Origin of the sequence: Thermicanus aegyptius DSM 12793 (assembly GCF_000510645.1) — a bacterium.
Taxonomy (GTDB): domain Bacteria; phylum Bacillota; class Bacilli; order Thermicanales; family Thermicanaceae; genus Thermicanus; species Thermicanus aegyptius.
Map to the genome: position 1 here is coordinate 2406182 of NZ_KI783301.1, position 25779 is coordinate 2431960.

The window sequence follows — 25779 nt, forward strand, 5'->3', positions numbered from 1 at the left end:
CTTCCCGATAAAAAGGATCATGATCTGGACGCATCATGATCCAATCGATATGACCCGATGAGACGGTCTTGACCGATTTCTTTCCTGCCATTGGTTCATCATTAAGACGGGATATCTCCCTTCAATTTCAATGTCTCGGAACGTCGTTAGGTGTAGCCTCTCTTCAACCTATTCTTTCCTGCCGCTGCCTTTGATCCCGATCCGATCCGGAATCTCTTCATCGGTGCCAAAATCCCGGAGAACCATGTCCAACTCGGAGGTTTCATAATTGGGTTCCCCTTGATCCGTATAATTGATCTGCTGACGGTAAACCAGGCGGGTAGGAAGCCCCGTCTTATTGTTATAGGAAAGAATATACTTTCCGTCGATGTTGAGGGTATTTTCAATCTGCTGAAGACCTTTGCTTGCCTCTTCCTTAAGAGACTGCAACTCACGGGCAACGCCGTCATCGCCGGCATTGCCGGTGGAGAGGCGTTCTAAGCGGGAAGTGCCGCCCCTTTGATCTTTCGACGCAAGGCGGTTTCGCACATTATCGAGAAAATCTTGTTCCAACAGTCGTGAATCCAACTCAACCACCAGGGTGGATAGATCCCCGGGCCCTTTTCGGTCATAGTAGATGCGGTGAGCCAGCCTCTTCATCCGATCAAAATGGGCGAGGGGATTCCAATGGTCGATCTCTTCATCGACAAAGGGGGTGCGGTTCGCCACCGGTTTCCATTCCACCTCATCGGCAAAGCGCATGTAAAGGTTCCGCCCGGAGGTGAAGAGATCATAATCCTCCATCGCCCCATTCGCCTCAGGTGCCGTGGCGATATTCATGTAAAGATCCCGGTTCTTCTGTACCAGTCCCGTTACCATCGCAATATTGTCCGCATAAAACTTCTCTTTTCTCAGTGAAGCGGAGCCGTCAAAAGCGAAACTGTTCTCCAGCACCTTCCGGTGCAGTCGGTCTAATTCTACCGCGGCATCCCCGGCATTCTCCCCCTGAACCCTTGGCGCACAACCGCCAAGCACGATCATGACGCAAAGGAGAAAAGAGAGGCTTTTTACCGACCTGATTCCATTTGGCACATAGCGACATGTTACCCTCATTGCAACATCCTCCCTGGTCACATCTCTTCTTAGTTAGGTTGACCAGCGGAGGAAAAAATATGCGATCGGGTTGTACATAATGTTGATTTTTCTTTTGCCGCCACTTATTTTAATGTTTCAATCCCCTTGATCGGGTCTTGGTGTTTGGAACAGGATTATCCTAAGAAACACTGGATCGACGCCGCCTGCGTGTTTCAATCCCCTTGATCGGGTCTTGGTGTTTGGAACTAATGGTTCATGGATGGATTACACGGGTCCTGGAGGTTTCAATCCCCTTGACCGGGTCTTGGTGTTTGGAACTACCCTAATGCAGTTTATTGGATGAGAGATATTAACAGGTTTCAATCCCCTTGATCGGGTCTTGGTGCTTGGAACCCCTCCGGATCCCTCCCGGTTCCCCCGTATTGGGAGAGGTTTCAATCCCCTTGATCGGGTCTTGGTGTTTGGAACTCGAAGGCGGGAGGGATGATTGCGTTTGATAAGAAGTTTCAATCCCCTTGATCGGGTCTGGTGTTTGGAACTTTAATTTTTTTACCTTTTCTTCGTGGGTTAAATTGTTTCAATCCCCTTGATCGGGTCTTGGTGCTTGGAACTATAAGCTGAAACAGCAGTATCACCGTAATGCGAGAGTTTCAATCCCCTTGATCGGGTCTTGGTGCTTGGAACTATAAGCTGAAACAGCAGTATCACCGTAATGCGAGAGTTTCAATCCCCTTGATCGGGTCTTGGTGCTTGGAACGTTCCTGCCAATATCAAGCAGGGGGTGAATATTTTGTTTCAATCCCCTTGATCGGGTCTTGGTGCTTGGAACTCACATTCCCTCGGAGATAGCCCAGGTACTGCTCCGGTTTCAATCCCCTTGATCGGGTCTTGGTGCTTGGAACGTCCGGATCTCGCGGTACGAATGATGCGCGGAAGTGGTTTCAATCCCCTTGATCGGGTCTTGGTGCTTGGAACTTCCAAACCACGGCGCCATCTGCCGGCCGGTGATGGTTTCAATCCCCTTGATCGGGTCTTGGTGCTTGGAACGGATGAAATCATCCATGTAAAAGCCATGACGCTGGAGTTTCAATCCCCTTGATCGGGTCTTGGTGCTTGGAACCGTGGTGGGGCGACGAGGTAACACCAAAGCAATTTTGTTTCAATCCCCTTGATCGGGTCTTGGTGCTTGGAACGGTCGGCGTACACAACCGCCAGCGCGGCTTCGGCAAGTTTCAATCCCCTTGATCGGGTCTTGGTGCTTGGAACGCTACCGTATCCAGGCTTCCAAAGTCGATCTTTTTAGTTTCAATCCCCTTGATCGGGTCTTGGTGCTTGGAACGGAATAAAAGGGGTAGACAGCGGGAAGGATTGGTACGTTTCAATCCCCTTGATCGGGTCTTGGTGCTTGGAACTACTTCACTGTTTATTGTGCCTCCTTCATGTTATAGTTTCAATCCCCTTGATCGGGTCTTGGTGCTTGGAACGTTCTGCGCCTGAAGTGCGTCGTTCATGATATCCTGTTTCAATCCCCTTGATCGGGTCTTGGTGCTTGGAACTGTTTGTAGCCGCTCAGAATGAGCCGCCTCATTGGGTTTCAATCCCCTTGATCGGGTCTTGGTGCTTGGAACCAGCCCCGCGGCAGCAGCATTGTAAAATTCAGTGGTTTCAATCCCCTTGATCGGGTCTTGGTGCTTGGAACCGTGATTTTTGGGATTGCTGAAGGTTTTATAGCGTTGTTTCAATCCCCTTGATCGGGTCTTGGTGCTTGGAACTTCGTCATACAGTTCTCTGTTTCGACGACTTAAACCAGTTTCAATCCCCTTGATCGGGTCTTGGTGCTTGGAACCAAATGTGTAGGATCACTTTACCGTTGTTTTCGACTGTTTCAATCCCCTTGATCGGGTCTTGGTGCTTGGAACGTGTTGAAATCACCTTCGATAATTGGTAAAATTAGTTTCAATCCCCTTGATCGGGTCTTGGTGCTTGGAACGCGACTGACTCCCGGCGAATACCTAGAGATGGTTGAGTTTCAATCCCCTTGATCGGGTCTTGGTGCTTGGAACTAATACAACTGAGGTGATAAACATGTTTCTTCCATGTTTCAATCCCCTTGATCGGGTCTTGGTGCTTGGAACGGAATATGGTTCCAGCAGATCAAGCCGGGGAAGGGTTTCAATCCCCTTGATCGGGTCTTGGTGCTTGGAACCGCGTTTCTTTTTCACTTAAAATATGAGTATTCGTGCCGGTTCCAGAACACTCACATGTAGACACTCAGCCGTTTTTTTTCGAAGATCGATGTTTTGCTCAAATTGGCAAGTCAGCCACGAAAACATTTTGATTATACCATCTCTTTCCTGGAACTTGTCAAGATTTCCTCTTTCAATTCGTACATCCAGGCCTTTTAGAGTAGAATCATGCTTTCACCGGTTTCCAAATATTTCTTCGATCCACACTCTCTCCCTTTCTTTCTGCTCCACCCGGCTTGGGATATCTAAATCATTACAATAACGGCGAAGCTCACAGGTCCAACATCTCTTCACAGATCGCGGATTTGGAAATATTTCCCCTTCCGCAATTCGACGGATCATCCGAATCGCCTTTCGCACATACTCTTTTGATTTGGGGGTAATCTCAATAAGGACCGCCTTTTCCTCAGGAATCAGATAAATAAATCCCTTTTCCACATGAGTTCCCGTCATCTCTTCCAAAGCCAAGGCATACCCAACCAGCTGATACTTTATGTTATTTCTAACACCTCGTAAGGTGTCTTTTACTTCGACCGGATAAAAGCGTTGCCCTTCTTCCGCATGGGTGTCGATCAGAATATCGATTTTACCACGGAGATTGAGGCTTTCTGCGAACACCGAATATCCGTAGAAACGTTCCCCCTCCACGAGCCGATACCTTCGTAATCCTCTCCGCCTCTCCTTTTTTACATTCTCCAGATGAGTTTCACGGGCATCTTCCATTTTAAAGGTGGGTACTTTTTTGACGGGTTGAACATATGTAAAATAAATGTAACGTGGACAGAAAATAAACTGTTTTAAATCGGTCATATTTACCTCAAACACTAAAACGTCTCCTCCAGCTCCTTAACTTCATAGAAACTCTCCATCTTAATGGTCTTCTTCACATCATCATCACTTAAAGTAAAAATAATGACGCTCCATCGTTCTCTGTCCTTCAATAACCTTTTCAACTTTTTCTGCAGCTCTTCCAGATGATTCCTGTTTAAATCGCCGAAAAAAGCGCTATACTGTACCCTCACCAACCCGTAATCTTTACAGATGCTTGCGACTTTGGTGCGTATCCGATCTTCGCTAATATCATAAATCAAGAGTCGATTCAAAAGATTTCCTCCCCTTCAAAACATTTAGCCTCATAAACCTACCTAAGTCATGCTTTCACAGGGTTATTTTTTTCTCCTCTTCACTCAAACATACGATATTACCACTTGGCGATAAACGCTTTATACGTTTTTCCCTCACGAAAATAGGAAGCAAGGCTGCGGGCTTGCAATTGAATGATTGTTTTAAGCAGATAATCCTTTCCCTTATATTTCTCCCTCGCATCGAATCTCTTAAATAGCTTTTCTTTAAAATGTTTTCGGGTTTCCATCACAAGTCCCTTTCCATCCCCCCACTCTTCCACTTCAGGTTTAAATCCCTTGGATAGCAAACTTATGACAACCCGGTCCACGATAGGTGCGCGAAATTCTTCGACAAGATCAAACCGCAGGGAGGGTTTCCCGGATCGATCTGCATGAATAAACCCTGCATAAGGCTCCAGCCCTGCCCGTACAATGGCACCAAGAACTTTTGCTCCCAATACTCCATATCCATAGTTTAGCATCATATTGACCGGGTCCTGAGCATCCCATTTCTCCCTGCCCTTAAAAGAAGGAATTTTATCCTGAATCAGCCGTTCTACCCCCCGCCAATAGTGGTGGGCCGCATGAGCCTCCAGGCTTAAAATGGTTTGCCTTACCTCCTCCAACTTTCTCTCTTCGATGCGCTTCAATTCTTTTAAATACCTCTCCATTCCTGCGATTTCAGACTCGATTTCTTCCCGTTCCATTCCTCCCCTGCTGCGAAGGAAATACTTGAGGTTGTTAATCTGGTTTTGCACCTTTCCGACGGCAAACTGCTTCGCGATATAAACGCCCCGCCCATCTGAGAGACTGGCAAACTGCTCTCTCCTCGTCTTTACGGTTCCATGGAGATAAGGGGAGTACAGCATTGCATAAGGTTCTTCCCGGTAGTCGGTGAAGTAGATTTGTATTCCATTTTCCAGCAACAACTGCAATACATCGGAGGAGATCGTCACCCCCTTTGTCATGACAATCACATCTTCCATATCCAGAATGGAATACTCTCCCAGCACTTCACCCCTTTTCTTTAATACAATCCGTTCACTCGTCTTTCCGATGGAGACGCCAAACTGGTCAACTACCAATTCCTGGAGCAACAAAGAGATTCCCCTCCTATAAACCTTCCTTCATAACCTCCATCCTTCCCAAAAAGAAGGTGAATTAGTCTCCTTCGTCTTCATTCTTCACATCCAGACCCAATCCATTCACATAATAAACATTGACAACATGAACATCCTCCAGCCCAACCGGTTTCTCCTCGGACTTATATTTATTATAAAAATATCTCGAAACAGGAACGAGCAATTGGTCCGCTTCCAGGTAAGAGCGGTTGGCAAGCGTGATATACTCCTCCATAAGATTGACGGCCAGGACAGGGATGCTGTCGAATTGTTCAAAGAACTCATCAGAAAACTCTTTATCGGCGGAATACGGGGCGAGCGAATCCAGGATTGCCCGCTTAAACCTTTCCGCCTCAAAACGATACCGTGTCAGCCAATCGTCACGCAAATCTCCGGAATAGATCCAATCAAGCCACTCATTTACCCTGCCTTCATCCAGAATGAAGCTTTCGCCGTTTTTTCGAAGAATTTCTAAGGATCGAAGGACCTCTTCCTCCCTGTATATCCCTTGAAAACGGGTAGGTGAGGTACAGATATAAAAATCACAAATCTTTTCGGGTGGAAATGGTTTCCGATTCACTCTTCCCAACCGTTGGAGCATCGCTTCTAAGGGAGCCGGATCGCTAAACCCGACCTCAAAGCTAACATCCAGGCTAACTTCAACCGCTTGGGTCGCTACCAAAACGGTAGGTATCTTTTGGGAGGAAGGCTTGTTCATTCGTTCCAGGATTTCTTTCTCCACCTGTAAACGATCCCTTCCATGCAATTTCCCATGAAGGAGCAGCAAAGTAATTTTTATTTTGCCCGCTTTTAATCGCCTGTACATCTTCATCGCCCTAGATATTGTGTTGCAGACGATCAGCACTCTCTCTCCTTTTTCTATACGGCTTTCGATGATCCGGATCGACTCATCGTCGAGCAGATCGCGGTGAATGAAATGAATATGATGCCTCCGCACTTTCTGATAAAACTCGGATGCCGGTTTAATCAATGCCTGAAAGCGAAGCTCTTCTTGCAAAACCTGCTGAAGAAGTTGTGGAAAAGTAGCTGTCATGAAGAGGAACTCAACCCCCCATTCCCTCTGCAAATACCCAAAAGCTTTTATCAACATGGCGGTCCGAACCACGTCATAAACATGAATCTCATCGACCACGATGCGATTATTGGATAGCCGGACGATTTCCGCTTCATACCCTTTGGTCCGAAAAAATACTTTCAGGATCTGATAAGGTGAAGAAACGCGAATGGGGAAGAGATGTAGGTTTACAACGTTCCGTATTTTCCTCGCTTCTTTTTCCGCGCTCTCAGTCCCGATCTCCATTTCCATCAGCCGATAATAATAAAATTGCAAATCCCTCCCATGCTTTAGAGAGACAGCCCCAGGGAAGATGGAATGAAGGCGCAAATACATGGCATTCATGCTGGCCTGATAGGGGAGAAGATAGATGAAATGTGAAAAGGATGAAGCAAAAGCCCAAAGTAAGGCCGCTTCTGTTTTCCCGCTTCCTGTGGGGGCGATGAGAAGAGCGGATCCCTTTACCTTCATCACTTGCCGTTGATGGGGATAGAGGTGATCCTCATCCAGATGAAACCGTTCCATGATCTCTCGTTGGGAAGAGACCTTTAGGGGTTGTATCTCAATCCTTCCTGCCGAAGCACGATGATCACTTGCCAGTAGGGCCCCTCGTAGGAGTATCCCGATCTTGGCTTCCGCTTTATCCAGTTTCCGCATTCCAAACTTTTGATGGATCTCACGGTCAGTTTGGTGAATTGCGGTCATAATGACATGGACTGCACGGGGGACGAAGTCTTGGAATCTGGGTGCGCGATTCCTCTTATCCCTCCATATCTCTCCCCAAAGGATCTCACCAAATCCCAATTCACGTTTCCAGACCGGCACCACCTCACGGATGAAATCCCATAGATCAGGAAAGAGATGACCGGGAAGTTCCCTCACCTGCTCCTCTATATGTTTCTCACTTACGGAAGAATAGGGAGGATAACGTTCGATCAGTTTTTCCCATTCTTTGTGATGGGTAAGAACTGCAGTAATCACATGTTTCCGCAAGATCTCTTCCGAAGGAGGGATGACCCAGTCAAGGAAAGAGAGGGAGAGGACTTCATGTCTCTCTCCCCAAGGTTCGTCAGTGGTTAACTGCCTCTGGAACCCATTAGCCATCTTGCCAAAATCATGGAGTAGTGCCGCCCAAAAAAGCTCTTCTTTAAATTCCCAGACATGCGGATGGCGATCAAGCAAATATTTTAACGCTAGGATCACGTTAAATGTATGATCCAGAAGAGATTCGGATCCTTCCGACCTTCTTTCCGACTTGGCAAGAATGGATTCCAGGTGAAGTACGGAGGGATGCGTGCGCCAATTATTGAGGGAAAAACTCATGAAAGATTACCCCCCGCCCATACCCTTTCTCTTCATCCATTTCAGGATCAAACCAAAATTTCCGATGTTGATGACCGATCTGCATCATCACATGCTTATTCGACAGACTCCTCTCCTCATTTTGAAGGGAATAAAGCCTTTGCTGGAGGATGATAAATCGGGCAAATGTCACTTGACGTTCATTGGCAGTGTCGATAAATTGAGGCATCATGACCGTTATGCCCATTCTCGTCAAGGGCCTCCATTCCCAGGGGAGAAGCGTATGTTCAAAATATACCTTATCCGACTCCTGCAGCTTTAGGATCTTGGCCGATAGAAGGGTAATCAGATCCTGGGAGCGGCCAAGGACGAGGGGGTAACGCGGCTCAAGGAATGGTTCCCTGAAATCCAGACGATCCAAGTAAAGGGTTAATTTCGGGTGATAAAGAAACTCCCTTTGAATCGGATTGATGTTTCCATCAAGATTCTTCGGTACCTTCTGTCCTTGGTAGGGAAAACTGCCACCGGAAGCGGAAACGGCATGGACATGTTCCAAATCTTCACTTTTGCTTTCATATTGAAACTGATAGGCAAACTTCATGGTGTGGGGATCCACCCAGTTCCCGATGGCCGCACTAATGAGCCCATAAATGGTGGATGGTGGCGGCATGAAATAGGTAGGTTGCCTACCCCATGTGTAATGGGGGTAGCGAAAAGAAGCCGTCATCCCTTCAAACTCAAGTTTAAGGACTTCCATCTTCTTCTCTCCTAATCAAGCCATTTGTAATGACTCTCATCGTTAAACGATGCGGCAAGTTGCAAAACCACTTCCCGGGGATGGCCGATTACATAATCTTCGAGGATATGGTTCTCCCGCAATTCATTCAGCAGGGAGACGACCTCTTCCCTTTGTCCATCCATATATCCACGCGGCCAACCCACATACAACGGAGAGAGGATCTGATCATGATAAACCCGTAATACTTCTCGCAGGGCTTCCGTATGGATAATGGGGTCTCCATCGCGATTCGCTTGTACCACATAGTTAAAAGGATGATTTCCTCCTTTGGTCACGGCAAAGAGGACAAAGCTGGGGGTTACATCGGTATAATGAAGGGATTGTTTCGCCCCGCCTTCCAAAGCCGCAATTCCTTGTAAAAGAGAAGCGATCCGCGCTCCTCTTTGGCGATCGGAAAGGCGGTATGCCTCCATGGAATCTACCGTCACCTTTTCAAGCCCGCTTTCCTGCGCCTCTTTGATGCGGACTTCATCCAAATTCTTAAAGCCCGTCTTTGAGACCGTCCAAAACGTCCCGGCGGATCGAAGGTCGAGGGATAATAGTCCTTTGAGGGTAGACCGGTAAAATTGATGTTCATGGGGAACAGGATCGCCTTCGTGACGGGCCATCACGCCGAAATCGTCCACCACGCGGGTCGGAGCTATAGCGACTAATGTGCTGACCCGAAAGGGAGAGACGCGGGTTAAGGTCGCGGTCGTTGGGGTTTCCTCCCTTTCTTCTTCCTTTTTCGCACCTTTTTTCTTCGATTCTGCGCGCATATATCCGAAGAGATCATCATCCCAATAGCGAATCGGATTGGAGTCCGTGTAAGCGATCTTCGCTTCACGGAAAATGGGGGCGTTGTGCCATTCAATCTCTCCGGAGGTTTCCAGGGTGGTGCGGAGCCAGTAACGGAATGCCTGGGCGGAAACATAGGGATAACTTTTGCTGCCAACGAAGATTTGCTTTACGCCCACCTTGTTGTCTGTCCTTTCCCCCGTTAGCGTTCCGAGATTATTTAACGCGGATGCCGATGCATCGATTAACAATAAACCTGTTAAATGGGACATTTACGCTTCCTCCTTTTCCAATTGATTTTCATCCTCTTCCGGCTCACTCTCCTTGAGGATTTCCCGATGACGGGTAAACCACTTCTTCTCATACAATTGTTCCATCATCCGTATGAGAATGAGGTCTCTTCCCACCTGCCAGTTTCCTTCATAGGGATCCTCCCATTGTTCAAAGACGTTGATAAATTGATCAAAAGTGATGGGAAGTTCCCACGATTGATCGAGATTTGCTCCATGACGGATGGCATGATTGTTGGCCTTAATAAAGAGATTTCGCAATTCTTCATATTCCACATATTTGTTCCTATTCCGTAAATGATAAAACCTCTGAAAAAAATGGTGATCGTCCGTCTTTAACAGATATTCTACCAGCCGATCGGCCATCTGTTTTATTTCTTCGATTTTCTCCTCTCTCACCTGCACCACCTCCTTCATCAAATGTTTCCCTATTTCCCAATAATGAAGAATATCCTTTTCTTTCCCGTTTAAAAGCGACTTGTATCGCCGAATTGCCCCTTCCACGAGATGTGTGCGAATAAATGAAGCATATCCGGCCGGAAGATCGAAGAGATCTTCATACAGGCGGTTGGGAAGATTGAAGGATTGAGTTCCTTTTTCTCCTTTCTTTCCCTTCTTCGATGGAACTCCCCAGGCATCATGTGCCATTTGCTGCCAAGTTTGATAGAAGGCAGCACTTTTCATGTCATACACAAAGGAGAGAATCTGCACCGGTAGATGATACATGGAAATATCCGCGTTTGTCCCATAATTTGTAAGATGGTAGATAGTCACAGAACCTTCCGGCTCTTCGTATTTCAAAAAACGATCCACCTCTAGGAATTGTCGAATAAACTGGGTTTTCGGATATTTCATATCAGGAGATGCCTTGGCCTCCTTAAGCAAAGCATTCTGTTCGTTCATTAGTTTAAACCGGTGGGCGAGCTCAATCGTGACATTAAAATCATCGGCATGAACAAAGAAGGCTTGACCGGAGATTTTAAGGGAACCCAGGGGGAAGGCTTGAACCGCCAACAAACAATAAGGACATATTTCCAATCCTGTTCGACGGCTCGGGAAAAAATTGATTAACCCCTCACCGGTAAGGAGTGGAACGTGTTGGCGAAATGCGCGAAAGTGGGAAGGTTGCCCGCAAAAGGAGCAGGTTCCATTAGATCCTTCTTCATCTTTTAGAAAACCATACAGAACCTCATCTAATGCTTCCCGTTTCCGCTCTTCCTTCATCGTCGGATTGACATAAGCGGAATTAGGAAAGAGAACGGAGAGAAACGAGTGAAAGTATGGCGAGGAGTAGGTTTTCTCGAGATATTGGGCAAACTCCTTTAATTGTTCTTTCGTGACGTCGGCAGGATCATCAAGATCGAAATGGCTTACAATCACCGCAATCCCTACATCAATCATCGGATGATTCGTTAGCATAAGCAAGCTTCATGCACCTCCTTCCATCCGTAGATTTCAGCATCGATGATGACGTACTTTTCTCGTTTTCTCGTCTATAAGATTCTCTTCTCTTTTACTTTTTCCCTCCTTTTCCCTGAAATTTTTTACCTATCGCTTTCGTTTTCCGTTTCCCTCCCATCCCTAACTACTACTTAGTATTTAGGCCTCCATGACGCTAATGCGGCACCATTAGAAAAAGGAAATGATGGATCACAATTTCCGCATTTATTGATAGGTCCCTAGGATCATGGTAGGAAGGTTTTTTATTAAGTTTCCTATTTATTCATAGCACATGGTTTTGACAACATATTGTCATGGAACCTATGTTCCCTAATGTTAATTTTGCATATTTTCCTTGTGATCCTGTTTAAAACCTACTTCGTTTATTTCATATCATTCCATAAACATCATCTTTATATTTTGTATCTATTGCCCTACCCTTTCACAATTCATCAAACTCGATGCATCCTTTAGCATCTATCAAGTTTTCGTGAAAAAAAACGCCCCCGAAATTCGAGAGCGTTTGAAAACTTTTTAAATTTATTCATAAACTTTTTCACCTTGATCCTAAATTGTGACGCTGAAGGCTGTTATCCTAATTTTTTTATTCCCTTGATCGGGTCTTGGTGTCTGCAACTGAGATGGTAAACGAATATCCGGAGATAGTACCGGGTTTCAATCTCCTCAATCGGGTCTTGGTGTCTGCAACAAGGGTATTAACTGTAAAAGGTAGCGATAGTTCTGTAGCGTTTCAATCCCCTCAATCGGGTCTTGGTATCTGCAACGTTACGGAGTTATTCACTTCGATCCGAGAGACATACCGTTTCAATCCCCTCAATCGGGTCTTGGTGTCTGCAACTAGATGCCGTTTTGTGAAGGGATTTGAACGCTTTAAGGAGTTTCAATCCCCTCAATCGGGTCTTGGTGTCTGCAACAGAAAGGAGGATGCAAAATGCGTGTTCTTTATGAAAGTTTCAATCCCCTCAATCGGGTCTTGGTGTCTGCAACAGGATACGACACCTTCATCCGGTCTGTCGGCATTGGTTTCAATCCCCTCAATCGGGTCTTGGTGTCTGCAACGAACTGATAAGGCACATAACCAAAGGGCTCAAAGATAAGTTTCAATCCCCTCAATCGGGTCTTGGTGTCTGCAACGGAGACGGCAGAAATCATCCTGAACTGCGAACAGGGTTTCAATCCCCTCAATCGGGTCTTGGTGTCTGCAACTCAAACGCGACGACAACGATAATATCCGGCCAATCAAGTTTCAATCCCCTCAATCGGGTCTTGGTGTCTGCAACGGAGTGTGACCAAATATTACAATTCTATCATCTATAATGTTTCAATCCCCTCAATCGGGTCTTGGTGTCTGCAACTAAGCAAGGTTCCGGAAGAGAAGCACATTGATATTCTTCGGTTTCAATCCCCTCAATCGGGTCTTGGTGTCTGCAACCCTCGGAGCTTTAGGTATCGGTTTCGGTTCGTTTAAGTTTCAATCCCCTCAATCGGGTCTTGGTGTCTGCAACTAAGCGAACCATCTGGAGATCGTTTACCGGGAGTGTTGTTTCAATCCCCTCAATCGGGTCTTGGTGTCTGCAACCGGCAAGCCGTGCATGAGCGACAGGCGGCCATTCAGCGTTTCAATCCCCTCAATCGGGTCTTGGTGTCTGCAACTGAGCGAACGATCTTTCGTCGAAGTGGAGCTGGGTGTTTCAATCCCCTCAATCGGGTCTTGGTGTCTGCAACCGACAATGTCGTACTCCTCGCCGGCCGCCGGTTGCGTTTCAATCCCCTCAATCGGGTCTTGGTGTCTGCAACATCCAGGAGCGAACGTCACTGGTCCAGCTTTAACTTTGTTTCAATCCCCTCAATCGGGTCTTGATGTCTGCAACGTAGACCTGGGCATCGCGAACGCCGGGGACGGAAAGAGGTTTCAATCCCCTCAATCGGGTCTTGGTGTCTGCAACCGCTTTTGAAAAGGTGCCGGTATACCGGTGGTATAAGTTTCAATCCCCTCAATCGGGTCTTGGTGTCTGCAACGTGAGATCAAGTGAACCGATAGCACGACGATACAAGGTTTCAATCCCCTCAATCGGGTCTTGGTGTCTGCAACGTGTGCGGGTATTGGGATGAGGACGAGCTATTGGAGCGTTTCAATCCCCTCAATCGGGTCTTGGTGTCTGCAACCTTTTACGCCAGGATCGGTAGCGGCGAACCAAAGCGGTTTCAATCCCCTCAATCGGGTCTTGGTGTCTGCAACGCAACGACGAAAAAAGCATTTATGGGTGATAAATGGGTTTCAATCCCCTCAATCGGGTCTTGGTGTCTGCAACACGAGATTGGCAGATTAAGGGAAAAGAGCGTAAGGAAGTTTCAATCCCCTCAATCGGGTCTTGGTGTCTGCAACGTATAGGTCGTCGCCGGAAGACGAAGACCGGCACCGTTTCAATCCCCTCAATCGGGTCTTGGTGTCTGCAACGCTACGGTTACCTGGTGGACCGCGGGGAAGTTCAGGGTTTCAATCCCCTCAATCGGGTCTTGGTGTCTGCAACTGAAGGCTTAACGACAAACGATATAGAGCTTAAATGTTTCAATCCCCTCAATCGGGTCTTGGTGTCTGCAACAGTACCCTACTCTACACGTAGATCTTGAGTACTTTAGTTTCAATCCCCTCAATCGGGTCTTGGTGTCTGCAACGGACTAAGCAACGAAGAAAACGGCGGTCGTGGTGGGTTTCAATCCCCTCAATCGGGTCTTGGTGTCTGCAACGCAGAAGCGCCTCCGGGAGATCGAGGCCGAGATGTGTTTCAATCCCCTCAATCGGGTCTTGGTGTCTGCAACGGGTCGTCGTGGGTCAAAGCAACAGCAGTTAATGCGGTTTCAATCCCCTCAATCGGGTCTTGGTGTCTGCAACAGCGAGTTGGGATACGCGGTCTAAGGGACCGGTGCGGTTTCAATCCCCTCAATCGGGTCTTGGTGTCTGCAACCCTCAATGTCTAGTATTAGTCTTGGGGTTGTTTTATGTTTCAATCCCCTCAATCGGGTCTTGGTGTCTGCAACCGAGTTTGATTTCAAGGAATTTTGTCAGCATTCATTGCGATTACTGGCGAGTGAATCACAGTCAGATCCCATTCAATTTTCGAAGATCGCCATATTGTGAAAAAAGATAGGTCAGCCACGAATTTTTCTTGATTATACCATTTCTTCATTAGGATTTACAACAAGTTTGCCTCCCATTATTACAATTATCGCTAATCCACTCAAAGGGATACCAGGGCATTTATGGGATCACTTTTATCTTTCCCAACCCAAAAACGGTGGATTTTCCGACATGAATCCACTCCCCTAATTTAAGAAACCGATAATAGGGATGCCAGGGCCCCGAATACGTTATCTTTCCCACCACCCCCCCTAACTTCATGCGCTCCTTTTGCCGATTGGAGTATCGCTCCCAGTCAAACCAGCGGGTTTCATCGGCGATGGACACGATCCGGTCCGTCTGTTCGATAAAAGGACGGTAATCGGGAATTTCAACATTCCCCTCTTGATGGATGAGGAGAAGGGAAACAGCCCGTCTGATGATTCCCCTCACCAGCGCCTTGAAATCAGGCCGTGTGAGAAGATGATCTTTGTCCTTCATGCGGAGGGGAGTTAAAAAATAGAGGTTCAGTTCTCCATCCGCCGGGGGCATAGAAGAAAGGGAGCCCGCTTCATAAACGGGATACTCTTTGCACAATACTTTCTCCTCCCCATTATAAATTGGAAACAAATCTCCGGCGAGATCTTCATAAAAAACCTGGCGAAGCTCCGCTCTAAGCTTCTCCTTCCCAAGTCCCATCTCCCCAATTCGTTCCAACACCAGAATAAAAAAGGGGAGATAATCAATTCCCTTGCCGAATAATGTGAAAGATAATTGAAAACGCTCTCCGGGAGCATAATACTCCTTCTCTTCTAAAGGAGGGAGAAGGAGAAAGGGGCGGACCGCCTCTTCATTCCCCTGCAGGTTGGGAAGATCCTTCGGCAATTTCGTCTCAAAGAGATATTGATAGATGCAATCCTCCAAATGTTCTCTCACAGGCTCTCCGGGACGCCGCGGGCAGGCGCATGTTAATTCCCGGAAGGCGTGCCCCATCGCACCGCGAAATAAAGAACCCTTATACCTGGGCATGAACAACCCCCGATTTCCCGCCTGAAACGTGGCGGTAAAGCGTGCGACTTTAAGCTGAGAGAGCATGGCCCACAATTCTTCTCCGGCGTCTAAATATTTCATGGTGATCTCCTTTATATCCTGTCGTTAGATGCGATTATCCCATGTCCTGTAATCCATTCAAAATTGACCTCTTACTTTAACATCTCATCCAAATAGTTCAACACCGTTTCTCGATCGACCAAAACGCGTCTTTCCCGTTCTTCGTCCTTTGCCTGCTTCTCCTTTGCCTTTTTAAGCACCTCACCTTCCATCTCCTGAGGGATCACCACAACTCCATCGGCATCTCCCACGATGAGATCCCCCGACCTCACCGGAACTCCTCCACAGGAGATGGGTCCGCCTGTCTCTCCTTTGCCTCCTTTCTCTCCTGCCGCCACCGTCGTCCCCCGGCTAAAAACCGGGAAATTCAGTTTCCTTATTCCTGCGATGTCTCTAATCGCCCCGTCGACCACCATGCCGGCAAGCCCTGCCATTTGTGCCATACCGGCGACGAAGTCTCCGCAAACCGCGGTGTATAGGTATCCCTTTCCATCTATCACCAGCACATCCCCAGGGTTCGCCTCCCGGATCCCCTTTAACACCAGGGTGTTATCCCCCGCCTTGAGCCGCACGGTATAGGCTCTCCCCACTACTCTTAAATGATCCGCCACGGGCTTGATTCCCGGATCCATGTTGGTCAGTCCTCCCAACGCATCGGAAATGCTCGTGGTGGAAAGGCTCTTCCACTCCGCCATTCTTTCATTCTTCGTCTCCGTCATTTTATCCATTCCCTTCACTTCACATCTTTCCACATAAATAATTCGCTCTTCCTCTCCTTTTTTCCTCCATCTCTCCCTTTGAACTTACCTCGTTTATTACCTGTGGGAAAAGAAAAACCCCCACCTGATTCGGTTGGGGGGATAAATGTTACTCTTTTATGGAGCCGCAATTTCATGTCTTGTATGGGATTACAGCTTCTTTCCTACAGCTCTGCTCCGATTCCCGTATTGGCTTTTACATACAGTTCCTCATATTTCTCATCCGTTGTTTCCGGTTTGGTCATGAGGGTGACTAAAATGGAGGCGAGGAATCCGAGGGGGATGCTGATGATCCCCGGATTGGCCAGGTGGATGAGGGCATTCTCCTTCATGACGCTGGGACCAAGGATCACGAGCCCGACCGAAGCGATCAGTCCCACCAGCATCCCGGTCACGGCACCGGCGGTGTTAAAGCGCTTCCAATAAACGGAGAAGAGAATGACCGGCAAGTTGGCGCTGGCGGCCACGGCGAAGGCCAATGCGACCAAATAAGCCACGTTTTGCCCTTTTCCCAGGATTCCGATCAGGATCGCAACGGCGCCGACAATGAATGCGGTGTAACGGGCCACCTTAAACTGCTGCAACTCCGTCGCTTTTCCCTTCTTGATGATGTTGGTGTAAATGTCATGGGCAAAGGCGCTGGATGCGGTGATGGTAAGACCTGCAACCACCGCCACAATCGTGGCGAAAGCTACCGCAGCAATCGTGGCCATAAAGAGTTCTCCTCCCACCGTGCCGGGCCCTCCTGCAAGATATTGGGCCAAAAGGGGCGCAGCCATGTTTCCTCCCTTATCCTGGGCTACGATGGTCTCTTTGCCGACGAAATAGGCTGCGCCAAATCCCAAGAAAGTGGTCATGATGTAGAAGGCGCCGATGATGATCATGGCCCAGACGACGGAGGTTCTTGCCTCTTGGGCGCTCGGCACCGTATAAAAGCGGATCAAGATATGGGGCATTCCGGCCGTCCCTAAGATGAGGGCAAGGCCTAAGGAGACGAGGTCGATGGGGTTCTTATAAAGAAGGCCGGGCTGAAGCATCGCCTCTCCACTCTTCTCGGCTACCCCGGCGAAGAGAGAAGATAAGTTAAAGCCGAAGTATGCAAGCACGAGGATACTAATTAAAATGGTCGCCGCCATGAGGAGGACGGCTTTGATGATCTGAACCCAGCTGGTGGCCAGCATCCCGCCGAAAACGACGTAGACGATCATCAGCACACCGATGATGAGTACGGAAACTTCATAGGGTATCCCTACTAAAAGATGGATAATGGCACCCGCTCCCACCATCTGTGCAATCATATAAAAGGTACTAATCACGATCGTGTTGACCGCCGCCATCGTGCGGACCGGCACCGGCTTCAACCGATAGGCCAAAACGTCCGCAATGGTATATTTTCCCGAGTTCCTTAAAGGTTCCGCCACCACGTACAAGACGACCAGATAGCCGACAAGCCAACCGACGGAATACATGAATCCATCATAACCGTTTAATGCAATCAGTCCGGCAATCCCCAGAAAGGATGCCGCGCTCAAATAATCGCCGGAGATGGCGATGCCGTTTTGCCATCCCTTGAGGGAACGTCCCGCAGCATAGAAATCGCTGGTGCTCTTGTTCCGCTTTGCCGCCCAGTAGGTGATGTAAAGGGTTACACCAACGATGATAAGAAAGAGAATAATCCCGAATACCTGTGTATTCATCCATCAACCATCCTTTCTACTTAAATTCATCGTGGAGTTTGTTAGCGCTTTCATCAAAGCGACGCGCACGCCCTACGTAGACGAAAGCCAAGATCCAGGCTACAAAAAACTGGGCGACGGCATAAAGGTAGCCAAAGGTGACGGATCCGACCACATAGGTGTTCATCAGCGGCTTGGCGTACCCTGCGAGCAGAGGCAAAGAAAGATAGTAAAGGATAAACAAGATGGTGATGGGCCAGACAAAGAGAGCCTTGGAACGTTCTAGTTCCTTAAATTCTTTGGATGAGGAAATTTTGCTCCAATTCCCCATAACCTTTCCTCCTTTCTTCATCAGATAAAAAGCTAGTTGTATTATATATCACAACTTTAAATAATGCAAGTATTCTAAACAGATACAATTGATATTTCATTGGAAATCTATTGATAAAGGAAATATTTTGTCTTATGATAGCCGTAGAGCTGAACGCGGCCGAACATCCCGGATCCAAGTGATGAATTGATCCCATTTTTCTTAAGGAGAGGCGTTGCGATGATCCCCTTTCTCCCTTTCCTCCAGTCTCATTTCGTGGAAGCGGTGAATTCACCATCCCATACAAAATGGCCCTCGCCCGAGATGAACCTCCTCGATCTTCCCTATGTGGTGATCGACACGGAAACCACAGGGTATCACCCGCAGAAGGGGGACCGGATTATCTCCATCGGTGCGGTGAAGTGGGACCCACAGAATAAAAAGGAGGTTGATTCTTTCTATCAGTTGGTTAATCCCATGCGGCCCATCCCGGAGATGATACAATCACTGACCGGGATTACAGGAGAAATGGTGGAAAAACGCCCTCCAATCGGGGAAGTTTTGCCTTCTTTCCTGGAGTGGATCGGGGAGGCGGTGGTGATCGGCCACGCCATCCGCTTTGACCTTCGTTTCATGGAACCGGCCCTTCGCAGAGAACATAAGGGGAAATTTCCTTTCCCCTTCGCCGATACGAAACAGCTTGCCCACCTTCTCTACCCCTCTCTCCCTTCCTATTCTTTGGAAGCCCTTGCAAATCGTTTCTCTCTCCCCGTCGTAAACCGGCATCATGCCCTCGAGGATGCTCGCCTCACCGGAAAAGTCCTTGGGATTCTCCTCGACCTTCTCAGGGAACAGGGCTTTCACACGTGGGGCGATCTCCTCCAATTTTTAAAGGTACGGGAACATCCCCTCATGAAGGGAAAGGGGGAGAACCATTGAATCTTCCTTCTTACTTATCCGGCATTCCGCCCTTTCTCCACCTAACCCCCTCCGAATTGGATCAACTCCTGGCCGAATCGGAGATCAAGCGCTATCCTGCCCATCTCTATCTCTTCCAGCAAGGAGAATCGCCCCATTCCTCTCTCTATCTGCTCCTCTCAGGGATGGTGGAGATTACGATCCGGACCGATGGAGGAAAAGAAAAAGTTGCGGGAACCCGCAAGAAAGGGGATCTCTTCGGGGAAACCGGAGTTCTCGCCAATAAACCCTATGCCGCCTCGGTGAAGACGACGACGGAGGTAATTTGTCTGCTCATTAAAAAAGATACCCTCACCGCTCTCCTCTCCCAAAACGCCTCCTTTGCCGGCGCTTTAAGTTTAACCATCATGGAACATCTCCGGGAACTATTCGAGGAGATCACCCATGATGACAAAGGAGGGCGTCACATGGGGGAGGAAATGGGGCGGCGCAGGGCGAGTGAAATCATGAGCCGTCCGGTTATTACGTGCGGCGAAGAAGAAACTGTGGAGGATATGATCCGAAAAATGTCGGAGAAGAGGATCAGCGCCTTGGTGATGGTTAATGGGGAGGGGGAGATGAAAGGTCTCATCACGGAAAAGGATCTCCTTCACAAGAAGCTTTTCGCAACGGATGCAAATCGTAATGCAACGGGAAACGGTCCAATCGCGAAGGCCCTCGCCGATCCGGATCCGGTGACGGTAAAACCGGAGAGCTATTATTACCAGATTCTCCTGTCCATGATTAAAAAGCAGGCAAAACACGCCGTCGTCGTGATGGGCAAGGAGCCCATCGGCATGATCACCTATAGGGATCTTTTAAGAATGCGAAACCTAGATTTCCTCCAAATTACCGAAAGGATCGGAGAAGCCCAAAGGCTGGAAGATCTTCTCCCCCTCCCGGAACTGGTGGATCGCCAACTCCTCCAGTGGAGTTTGGAGAAGGCCCCGATCCCACAGATTCTTGATTTGGTGACGGAGTTTTACGATCAATTGACAGCTAAGTTAATCCAACTCTCCCTCAAAGAAATGGAGCCCGATTGGGGACTACCGCCTCTTTCCTTTTGTTGGCTCACCATGGGGTCAAGCGGACGAAGGGAGCAGTATATGCGCACCGACCAAGATAACGGTCTCCTGTACGAAAAGACGGAGGATTCCGAAATCAAAAAAAGGGCGGAGGAATTTTTCGCCCATCTTTCCCATCTCGTGGTCGAGGGGCTGGTCCGCTTGGGATTCGCCCGTTGCCCCGGAAATGTGATGGCCACCAATCCCGTCTGGAGGGGGGATTGGAAGGATTTCCGCGAAAAAGCGGCCGACTGGATCCATTTCCCCGCAGGGGAGCATCTCCGAAATCTCACCATTTTCCTTGATTTCCGGCCCCTCTATGGTGATGATCATCTCGCCGCCACCTTGCGGCAGGAGATTCATCGTCTCCTTTCCCAAGAACCGATCAGTTTCCGCTTTTTAGGAGAAGATGCGGTAAAAGGAAGGGTTCCGGTAGGACTGTTCGGAAAACCGGTAGGGGAAAAGAGCGGGCCCCACCGGGACGAACTGGACCTGAAAGGCTCGGCCACCGTCTATCTCACCGATTCGGTCCGTCTTCTCGCCCTCGAGGCAGGGATGGAAACGACCAATACCCTGGAGCGAATCGAACAATTAGCAGAGAAGGGAATCCTCCCTGCCGATTTTTCCCAGGAACTGAAGGAATCTTTCGAGACCCTGCTCCGCTATCGCATTGAGCTTGGATTGAGGGAAACGGAAAAAGGGAGGAAACCCACTTCTTACCTCCCCTTAAAAGGACTCCCCCGGTCCGATCATGCCCGTCTCTCCCGCTCATTGCAGGCGATCGAGCATCTGGTGGAGATCCTGAAATTTAAGTATCATATCACGTAAGTTTCCCACGCCGGCACCCTACCTATTCATAACGCAAGAGATGTTCCGGTGCAAGCAACTCATCCGGTACTTCGATCTCCATCCGTAAGAGATTGGAGCCGAAAGATTTCCCCAGATTGTCGGTGCGGAGGGAAGAAGGAGCCCCTCCACCCAATGCATCCTCCAGGATAAATTTGAGGGCCAATACATTGGGCACTTCAAAGCGGGTGACCGGTCCAAAGACGATCCCGCTAAAATGTTCCTTCACCCGCTCTGCCGTCACCTCCCGCTTTAACACCTCAAACATCTCCGGAGTGCGGGCGAAGATGGAAAGGTCGCAGGTGTTCCCCTTATCTCCGGAACGAGCCTGGACGAGATCACGCAGCAATCTCTTCCCCATCATCTCACCTCCTCCACCGAGACGAAGATTTGCCCCTCCACCCATTCCCGGGGAATAAGGATGGACCAGAGACCCAATAGCTGCCGTACCGAGAACATGCCGGAGAGGCCGCCGATGAAGGGAGGCCCGTTTAATGCGAGGGGCGGAAAGAGGCGCCCGAATCGCTCCGCCGTCCTCCGATCTTTGGTCCGGACCGCCACCCGAAGGTAGATCTCGTTCAAATTCTCTTCATCGACGGGACGGGCCAACGGGCCGTGAATGGAGTTATACCCCACATATTCGCTCAGGATCTCCTCCACTTCGATCCCGTAAAGGGAAACCTGCTTGCGAATGATTTCGTCCGCCTTTCTCGCCTTCTTCATGGCATCAGGCCACGAGTAGCCCACCAATCCTTGGCCCATGTAACCGTTTTCATATCCGATCAGCGCCTTTAAGGTGGAAGGAGCCGGTCGTCCCTTTACCCCGGAGACCTCCACTCGGTTTTCCCCCACCTGTTCAAAGCGAACCTCCGAGAAATCGGCGATCACATCGGGGGTGATGTATGCGCTCGGATCATGAATCTCATAGAGGAATTGCTCCTTTAAGGTATCGACGCTGACGCGACCGCCGGTATGGGGCGGTTTGGTCAGGACGGCGCTCCCGTCCTCCGATACTTCGGCCAGGAGGTAGCCGATATTCTCCATATCGGGGATGTTCCACCAGTCCCCGCTGAAATTCCCTCCGGATGCCTGGCCGGAGCATTCCATCAAATGCCCGAGGAGGATCCCCTGGGCGATGCGGTCCCAATCATCCTCCTTCCAATCAAATTCATAGATGAGAGGAGCCAGGAACTGGGCCGTATCCGTCGTCCGTCCCGTGATCACGATATCCGCCCCTTGACGGAGAGCCTCCACGATGGGCTTCGCTCCCAGATAGGCGCTGGCGAAGAGAACCCGGTCCCGAATCTTGTCAAAGGGCTCTTTTGTCGTCATGTGGGAGAGATCAAGCCCCCTGTTCTCCCACTCCCCGAGATGAGGATAAATGTTGTCACCGGTGGCGATGCCTACCCGAATTCCCGTCATGTTTAACCTCTTTGCCACCCGGAAAACCTCTTCCCTCGCCCCTTCCGGGTTTATCCCCCCCGCATTGGTGATCAGTTTAATCCCCTTCTCCTTCACATAAGGGAGGAGGGTCTCCATCGTCAATGTAATATCCTTGGTGTATCCCCCCTCAGGGTTCTTCTGCCGATCCTTTTGCAGGATGGCCAATGTAAGCTCCGCCAGCGTATCAAAGCTGATGTACCGAACCTCCCCATACTTCGCCATGTGGAGGGCTCCATAGATCGTATCCCCATAGAACCCCTGCCCCGCGCCTATTCGTACCGTTTTCATTCTACCCCTCCCGGATTTTTTTCGATCTCCTTCTTTCCGCCCCTCTTTCTTGCTGAATCACCTTATTTCCTTTCTCAACACTATATTTTTACGTGTTGAGCGAAATTCCTTCTTCTTTCGGATAAAATGAGAAAATCCCCCCTTCTTCCCTCATGTCGATCTCCTCCTTCTCCCAGAGCAGATCCATATGGCCGAGCACTTCCGACATGGTAAGGCTTAGTTCTTTTAGATAGAGATTGGGGAAGATCTCCTTGGAGATGAGGAAGGCCGTCTTCGCCTTTTTCATGGCGTTTAAAATCGCTTCCGCCCTCGCCTCTTGCTTTCGGAGCCGCTCTTCAATCAGCTCTCTCACATGGGTTACTTCCTCACCATGCCCGGAATAAAGAAGGCGAATCGGCAGAGACATCACTTTCTTTAATGCTTCCCGGTAGACGAGAAGGGAACGGGGACGTTCAACGGTTCCATAGACCGGTTCAACAAATGCATTTGAAGAGATATGTTTGATGAGGTGATCCCCGGCAATCATGATCAGATGGGTTCGGTCATAGAGGGAAAGATGGTCCGGAGCGTGCCCCGGCGTATGGAGGATTTCAAAATGCTTCTCCCCGGGCAAACGATCCCCTTCTTTTACGGGAATCACTCCATGGATCGGCGCGGTAAACTGATCCAGGTAGCGGAGGATCTCCCTGGCCTGCTTCAGCATCTCTTCCGGCACCCCATGCTTTCGGTAGAGGGAGACAAAAAACCCCTCCCTCTCTTCCATAAATCCCTTCTCTTTTGTCAGATAAGGGATCCCTGCCTCGTGAGCATAGACCGGAATCTCTTTCTCTTCCAAAATCTCATTCACCAATCCGACATGATCCATATGGTGATGGGTGAGAAAAATCTGATCCAAGTCTTTCAATCGCCGCCGATGTTTCTTCAGGGCTTCCCGTAGGGTTCTCCAGGTTTCTTCCGTTTTTGGTCCGGTATCGATAAGGGTTAGGCTATCCCCTTCCAAGAGATAAACGTTTACATCCCCCACCTTAAACGGAGTGGGAAGTGTAATCTTCGTGATTTTCATCGCGGCATTGCATCTCCTTCCTTACTCCGCCACCCACAACGATTTCCGAATGAGTATTCATTCATTATTATATCCCGATTCATCCCCTTCCATCAAGGGGAGCCCTCGCTCCTGCCTCTGAACCACGAAAAGGCTCCCTTCTTACTTCCAGGCCATGCAATCGACGCCTCGTTTTACGCCTCTTTTCCATCCAGGAAGAGTTCATCAACCGACAGCACCTTCCACCGATCACCATCCGTCAAGAGCCGGGTAACGCTTGTGTTGCGAAGCTTTGTCACCCCAATGCCCAACTGCCCATGGGTCGCCCAAGAGAGAAAGGCATTGATCGCACCGCCGTGGCTTACGACGGCGACCGGCTGCGGGGGAAGGGAGGCGATCACCTTGCGAATTCCATGAACCAATCTCCGTTGTAAAAAGAGAGTACTCTCCACACCTAACCCCATCTGTTCTAACAACCTCACATCTCCCGTCCCATATTGTTCCACCACTTTTTTCAACTCCATCCCTTCCAAAAGTCCATAATGGCGCTCCCGAAAATAAGGTTCTACGATGCAAGGAATCCGAATTCTACGGGCCACCATCTCCGCCGTTTGCACAGCCCTTTTCAGGTCACTGGTATAGATCCTCTTCCAACCAAACTCCCGGCTCCAATCGGCTAAGAGCTCCGCCTCCCTTATTCCCTCTTGATTGAGTGGAATATCCAACGTCCCCTGAAAGCGACCCTCTTTATTCCAATCGGTTTGGCCATGCCGAATGAATGAAATCTCCCACATGAAGGCTCCCTCCCCAATGTCCCATCAACTCTCTTTCACGCAGCAAAAGCCCGTCATTCATCCGCCTTTGCCTTTCATCTTCCATCTTTCCATCGTACTTTCTCTATACTATATCAAAAAAGGAAATGCAAATCTCCCTCTTGACTTTTTTTTGCATCTTCGTTATTTTAAATGTTGTGCATTCATAGGCTGAACGGGAATTTCCCGAATCCCTCTCGGCTCCTTCCCGGAAAAGGCGCGGCTGATTTTTCCTTTTCCACCAGGGAGAGCCTTCGGGAGATTCGAGCAGCAACCTCATGATGAACAAGATATGAAAACGACAAAGATAATGATCGATCATAGGAAAGGAGTTTGACGATGTCGCGCTATACAGGACCTCGCTGGAAAATTAGCCGCCGTTTGGGCATCTCCCTTTCCGGTACCGGCAAAGAGCTGAAGAGGGCCTATCCTCCAGGACAGCATGGACCGGGACAGCGGAAAAAATTAAGCGAATACGGATTGCAATTGCAAGAAAAGCAGAAGTTACGCCATATGTATGGTTTAAATGAACGCCAGTTCCGCAATCTCTTCGACGAAGCGGTACGGATGAAAGGGGTCGCCGGTGAGAACTTCATGATTCTCCTGGAGTCCCGTCTGGATAACATCGTTTACCGTCTCGGGTTGGCCCGTACGCGTGCCGCCGCCCGCCAATTGGTAAACCACGGGCATGTAACCGTAAACGGCAAGAAAGTGGATATCCCCTCCTATCGGTTAAAGCCCGGGGATGTGGTGGGTCTTCGGGAGCGCAGCCGCAATTTGGTGGCGATCAAAGAGGCGCTCAACGAGCGGGCATACCTCCCCAATTACCTCACCTTTGACGAGAATAAGATGGAAGGGGTATATACCCGCCTCCCCGAGCGTTCCGAACTTCCTGCCGAGATTCAAGAATCCCTCATCGTTGAGTTTTACAGCCGTTAATCCGGACCTTGACGAAAATCCTGAAATCGGAGAGAAACATCCCTTTCCTTCGGAAGGGGATGTTTCTTTTTCCCTTCAGTAAAACATTTTTTCTCCGCATCTCTCCTCTCACCAAGACCCGTTCCCATCGGGATCCGTTCCAGATGT

At 49.0% G+C, this 25779-nt stretch carries 19 protein-coding genes and 3 CRISPR repeat arrays; of the genes, 3 read left to right on the plus strand and 16 right to left on the minus strand.

Annotation, left to right across the window (positions count from 1 at the left end):
• Nucleotides 1–168 precede the first annotated feature (168 nt).
• The 12 genes from THEAE_RS0112785 to THEAE_RS0112850 all read right to left on the minus strand — a co-directional run bounded on the left by THEAE_RS0112785 (nt 169) and on the right by THEAE_RS0112850 (nt 18262).
• Nucleotides 169–1092, minus strand: coding sequence for a hypothetical protein (locus THEAE_RS0112785; protein ID WP_028987750.1), 924 nt, complete (start codon nt 1090–1092; stop codon nt 169–171).
• Nucleotides 1093–1206: 114 nt separating this feature from the next.
• A CRISPR array of direct repeats spans nt 1207–1543; the repeat unit is 37 nt; unit sequence GTTTCAATCCCCTTGATCGGGTCTTGGTGCTTGGAAC.
• A gap of 105 nt (nt 1544–1648) precedes the next feature.
• Nucleotides 1649–3280: direct repeats of the CRISPR family, unit length 37 nt; unit sequence GTTTCAATCCCCTTGATCGGGTCTTGGTGCTTGGAAC.
• A 214-nt stretch (nt 3281–3494) separates the two neighbouring features.
• On the minus strand, nt 3495–4145 hold the full coding sequence (gene cas4 / locus THEAE_RS0112790) for a CRISPR-associated protein Cas4 (protein ID WP_028987751.1): 651 nt from the start codon (nt 4143–4145) through the stop codon (nt 3495–3497).
• Complete coding sequence (gene cas2, locus THEAE_RS0112795; RefSeq protein ID WP_028987752.1) at nt 4145–4423, minus strand: CRISPR-associated endonuclease Cas2; 279 nt, start codon at nt 4421–4423, stop codon at nt 4145–4147. The genes cas4 and cas2 overlap by 1 nt, the downstream gene beginning before the upstream one ends.
• A gap of 98 nt (nt 4424–4521) precedes the next feature.
• The gene (cas1, locus tag THEAE_RS0112800) at nt 4522–5544 is read right to left on the minus strand and encodes a CRISPR-associated endonuclease Cas1 (RefSeq protein ID WP_052329998.1); all 1023 of its coding nucleotides are present in this window, start codon (nt 5542–5544) and stop codon (nt 4522–4524) included.
• Nucleotides 5545–5605: 61 nt separating this feature from the next.
• On the minus strand, nt 5606–7963 hold the full coding sequence (locus THEAE_RS0112805; protein WP_028987754.1) for a CRISPR-associated helicase/endonuclease Cas3: 2358 nt from the start codon (nt 7961–7963) through the stop codon (nt 5606–5608).
• Nucleotides 7944–8699, minus strand: a complete 756-nt coding sequence (cas5b, locus tag THEAE_RS0112810; protein ID WP_028987755.1) for a type I-B CRISPR-associated protein Cas5b — start codon at nt 8697–8699, stop codon at nt 7944–7946. Before cas5b ends, THEAE_RS0112805 begins: the two co-directional genes overlap by 20 nt.
• Before the next feature lie 11 nt (nt 8700–8710).
• Entirely contained in the window at nt 8711–9790 is a 1080-nt protein-coding gene (gene cas7i, locus THEAE_RS0112815; RefSeq protein WP_028987756.1) for a type I-B CRISPR-associated protein Cas7/Cst2/DevR, read from the minus strand.
• Nucleotides 9791–11227: a type I-B CRISPR-associated protein Cas8b1/Cst1 gene (cas8a1, locus tag THEAE_RS0112820; protein ID WP_028987757.1), complete on the minus strand. Its 1437-nt coding sequence runs from the start codon at nt 11225–11227 to the stop codon at nt 9791–9793.
• Nucleotides 11228–11848: 621 nt separating this feature from the next.
• Nucleotides 11849–14308: direct repeats of the CRISPR family, unit length 37 nt; unit sequence GTTTCAATCCCCTCAATCGGGTCTTGGTGTCTGCAAC.
• A 220-nt stretch (nt 14309–14528) separates the two neighbouring features.
• The gene (cas6, locus tag THEAE_RS0112830) at nt 14529–15518 is read right to left on the minus strand and encodes a CRISPR system precrRNA processing endoribonuclease RAMP protein Cas6 (RefSeq protein ID WP_039944461.1); all 990 of its coding nucleotides are present in this window, start codon (nt 15516–15518) and stop codon (nt 14529–14531) included.
• 71 nt (nt 15519–15589) lie between these two features.
• Nucleotides 15590–16192 carry an RraA family protein gene (locus THEAE_RS0112835; RefSeq protein ID WP_039945174.1) on the minus strand — a complete coding sequence of 201 codons (603 nt, stop codon included), beginning with the start codon at nt 16190–16192 and terminating at the stop codon, nt 15590–15592.
• 227 nt (nt 16193–16419) lie between these two features.
• Nucleotides 16420–17952, minus strand: a complete 1533-nt coding sequence (locus tag THEAE_RS0112845; protein ID WP_028987760.1) for a solute symporter family protein — start codon at nt 17950–17952, stop codon at nt 16420–16422.
• A gap of 16 nt (nt 17953–17968) precedes the next feature.
• Nucleotides 17969–18262, minus strand: a complete 294-nt coding sequence (locus THEAE_RS0112850; RefSeq protein WP_005584029.1) for a DUF485 domain-containing protein — start codon at nt 18260–18262, stop codon at nt 17969–17971.
• 219 nt (nt 18263–18481) lie between these two features.
• Between THEAE_RS0112850 and THEAE_RS20935 the strand changes: the two genes are divergently transcribed.
• Nucleotides 18482–19180, plus strand: a complete 699-nt coding sequence (locus tag THEAE_RS20935) for a 3'-5' exonuclease (protein ID WP_005584028.1) — start codon at nt 18482–18484, stop codon at nt 19178–19180.
• On the plus strand, nt 19177–21090 hold the full coding sequence (locus THEAE_RS0112860) for a DUF294 nucleotidyltransferase-like domain-containing protein (protein WP_028987761.1): 1914 nt from the start codon (nt 19177–19179) through the stop codon (nt 21088–21090). Before THEAE_RS20935 ends, THEAE_RS0112860 begins: the two co-directional genes overlap by 4 nt.
• A 22-nt stretch (nt 21091–21112) precedes the next feature.
• Here the strand turns inward: THEAE_RS0112860 and THEAE_RS0112865 are convergent, their stop codons facing one another.
• From THEAE_RS0112865 to THEAE_RS0112880, 4 genes are all read right to left on the minus strand, one after another.
• Nucleotides 21113–21469 carry an AtuA-related protein gene (locus THEAE_RS0112865; protein WP_039944462.1) on the minus strand — a complete coding sequence of 119 codons (357 nt, stop codon included), beginning with the start codon at nt 21467–21469 and terminating at the stop codon, nt 21113–21115.
• Nucleotides 21469–22839: an acyclic terpene utilization AtuA family protein gene (locus THEAE_RS0112870; protein ID WP_005584024.1), complete on the minus strand. Its 1371-nt coding sequence runs from the start codon at nt 22837–22839 to the stop codon at nt 21469–21471. The genes THEAE_RS0112865 and THEAE_RS0112870 overlap by 1 nt, the downstream gene beginning before the upstream one ends.
• A gap of 88 nt (nt 22840–22927) precedes the next feature.
• Nucleotides 22928–23902 (minus strand): MBL fold metallo-hydrolase, encoded by a 975-nt coding sequence (locus tag THEAE_RS0112875; RefSeq protein WP_028987762.1) that lies wholly within the window; start codon nt 23900–23902, stop codon nt 22928–22930.
• A gap of 173 nt (nt 23903–24075) precedes the next feature.
• Nucleotides 24076–24675 (minus strand): histidine phosphatase family protein, encoded by a 600-nt coding sequence (locus THEAE_RS0112880; protein WP_028987763.1) that lies wholly within the window; start codon nt 24673–24675, stop codon nt 24076–24078.
• Between the two features lie 357 nt (nt 24676–25032).
• Here THEAE_RS0112880 and rpsD point away from each other — a divergent pair, with 357 nt between their 5' ends.
• Entirely contained in the window at nt 25033–25632 is a 600-nt protein-coding gene (gene rpsD, locus THEAE_RS0112890) for a 30S ribosomal protein S4 (protein ID WP_005589014.1), read from the plus strand.
• The last annotated feature ends 147 nt before the right edge of the window (nt 25633–25779 follow it).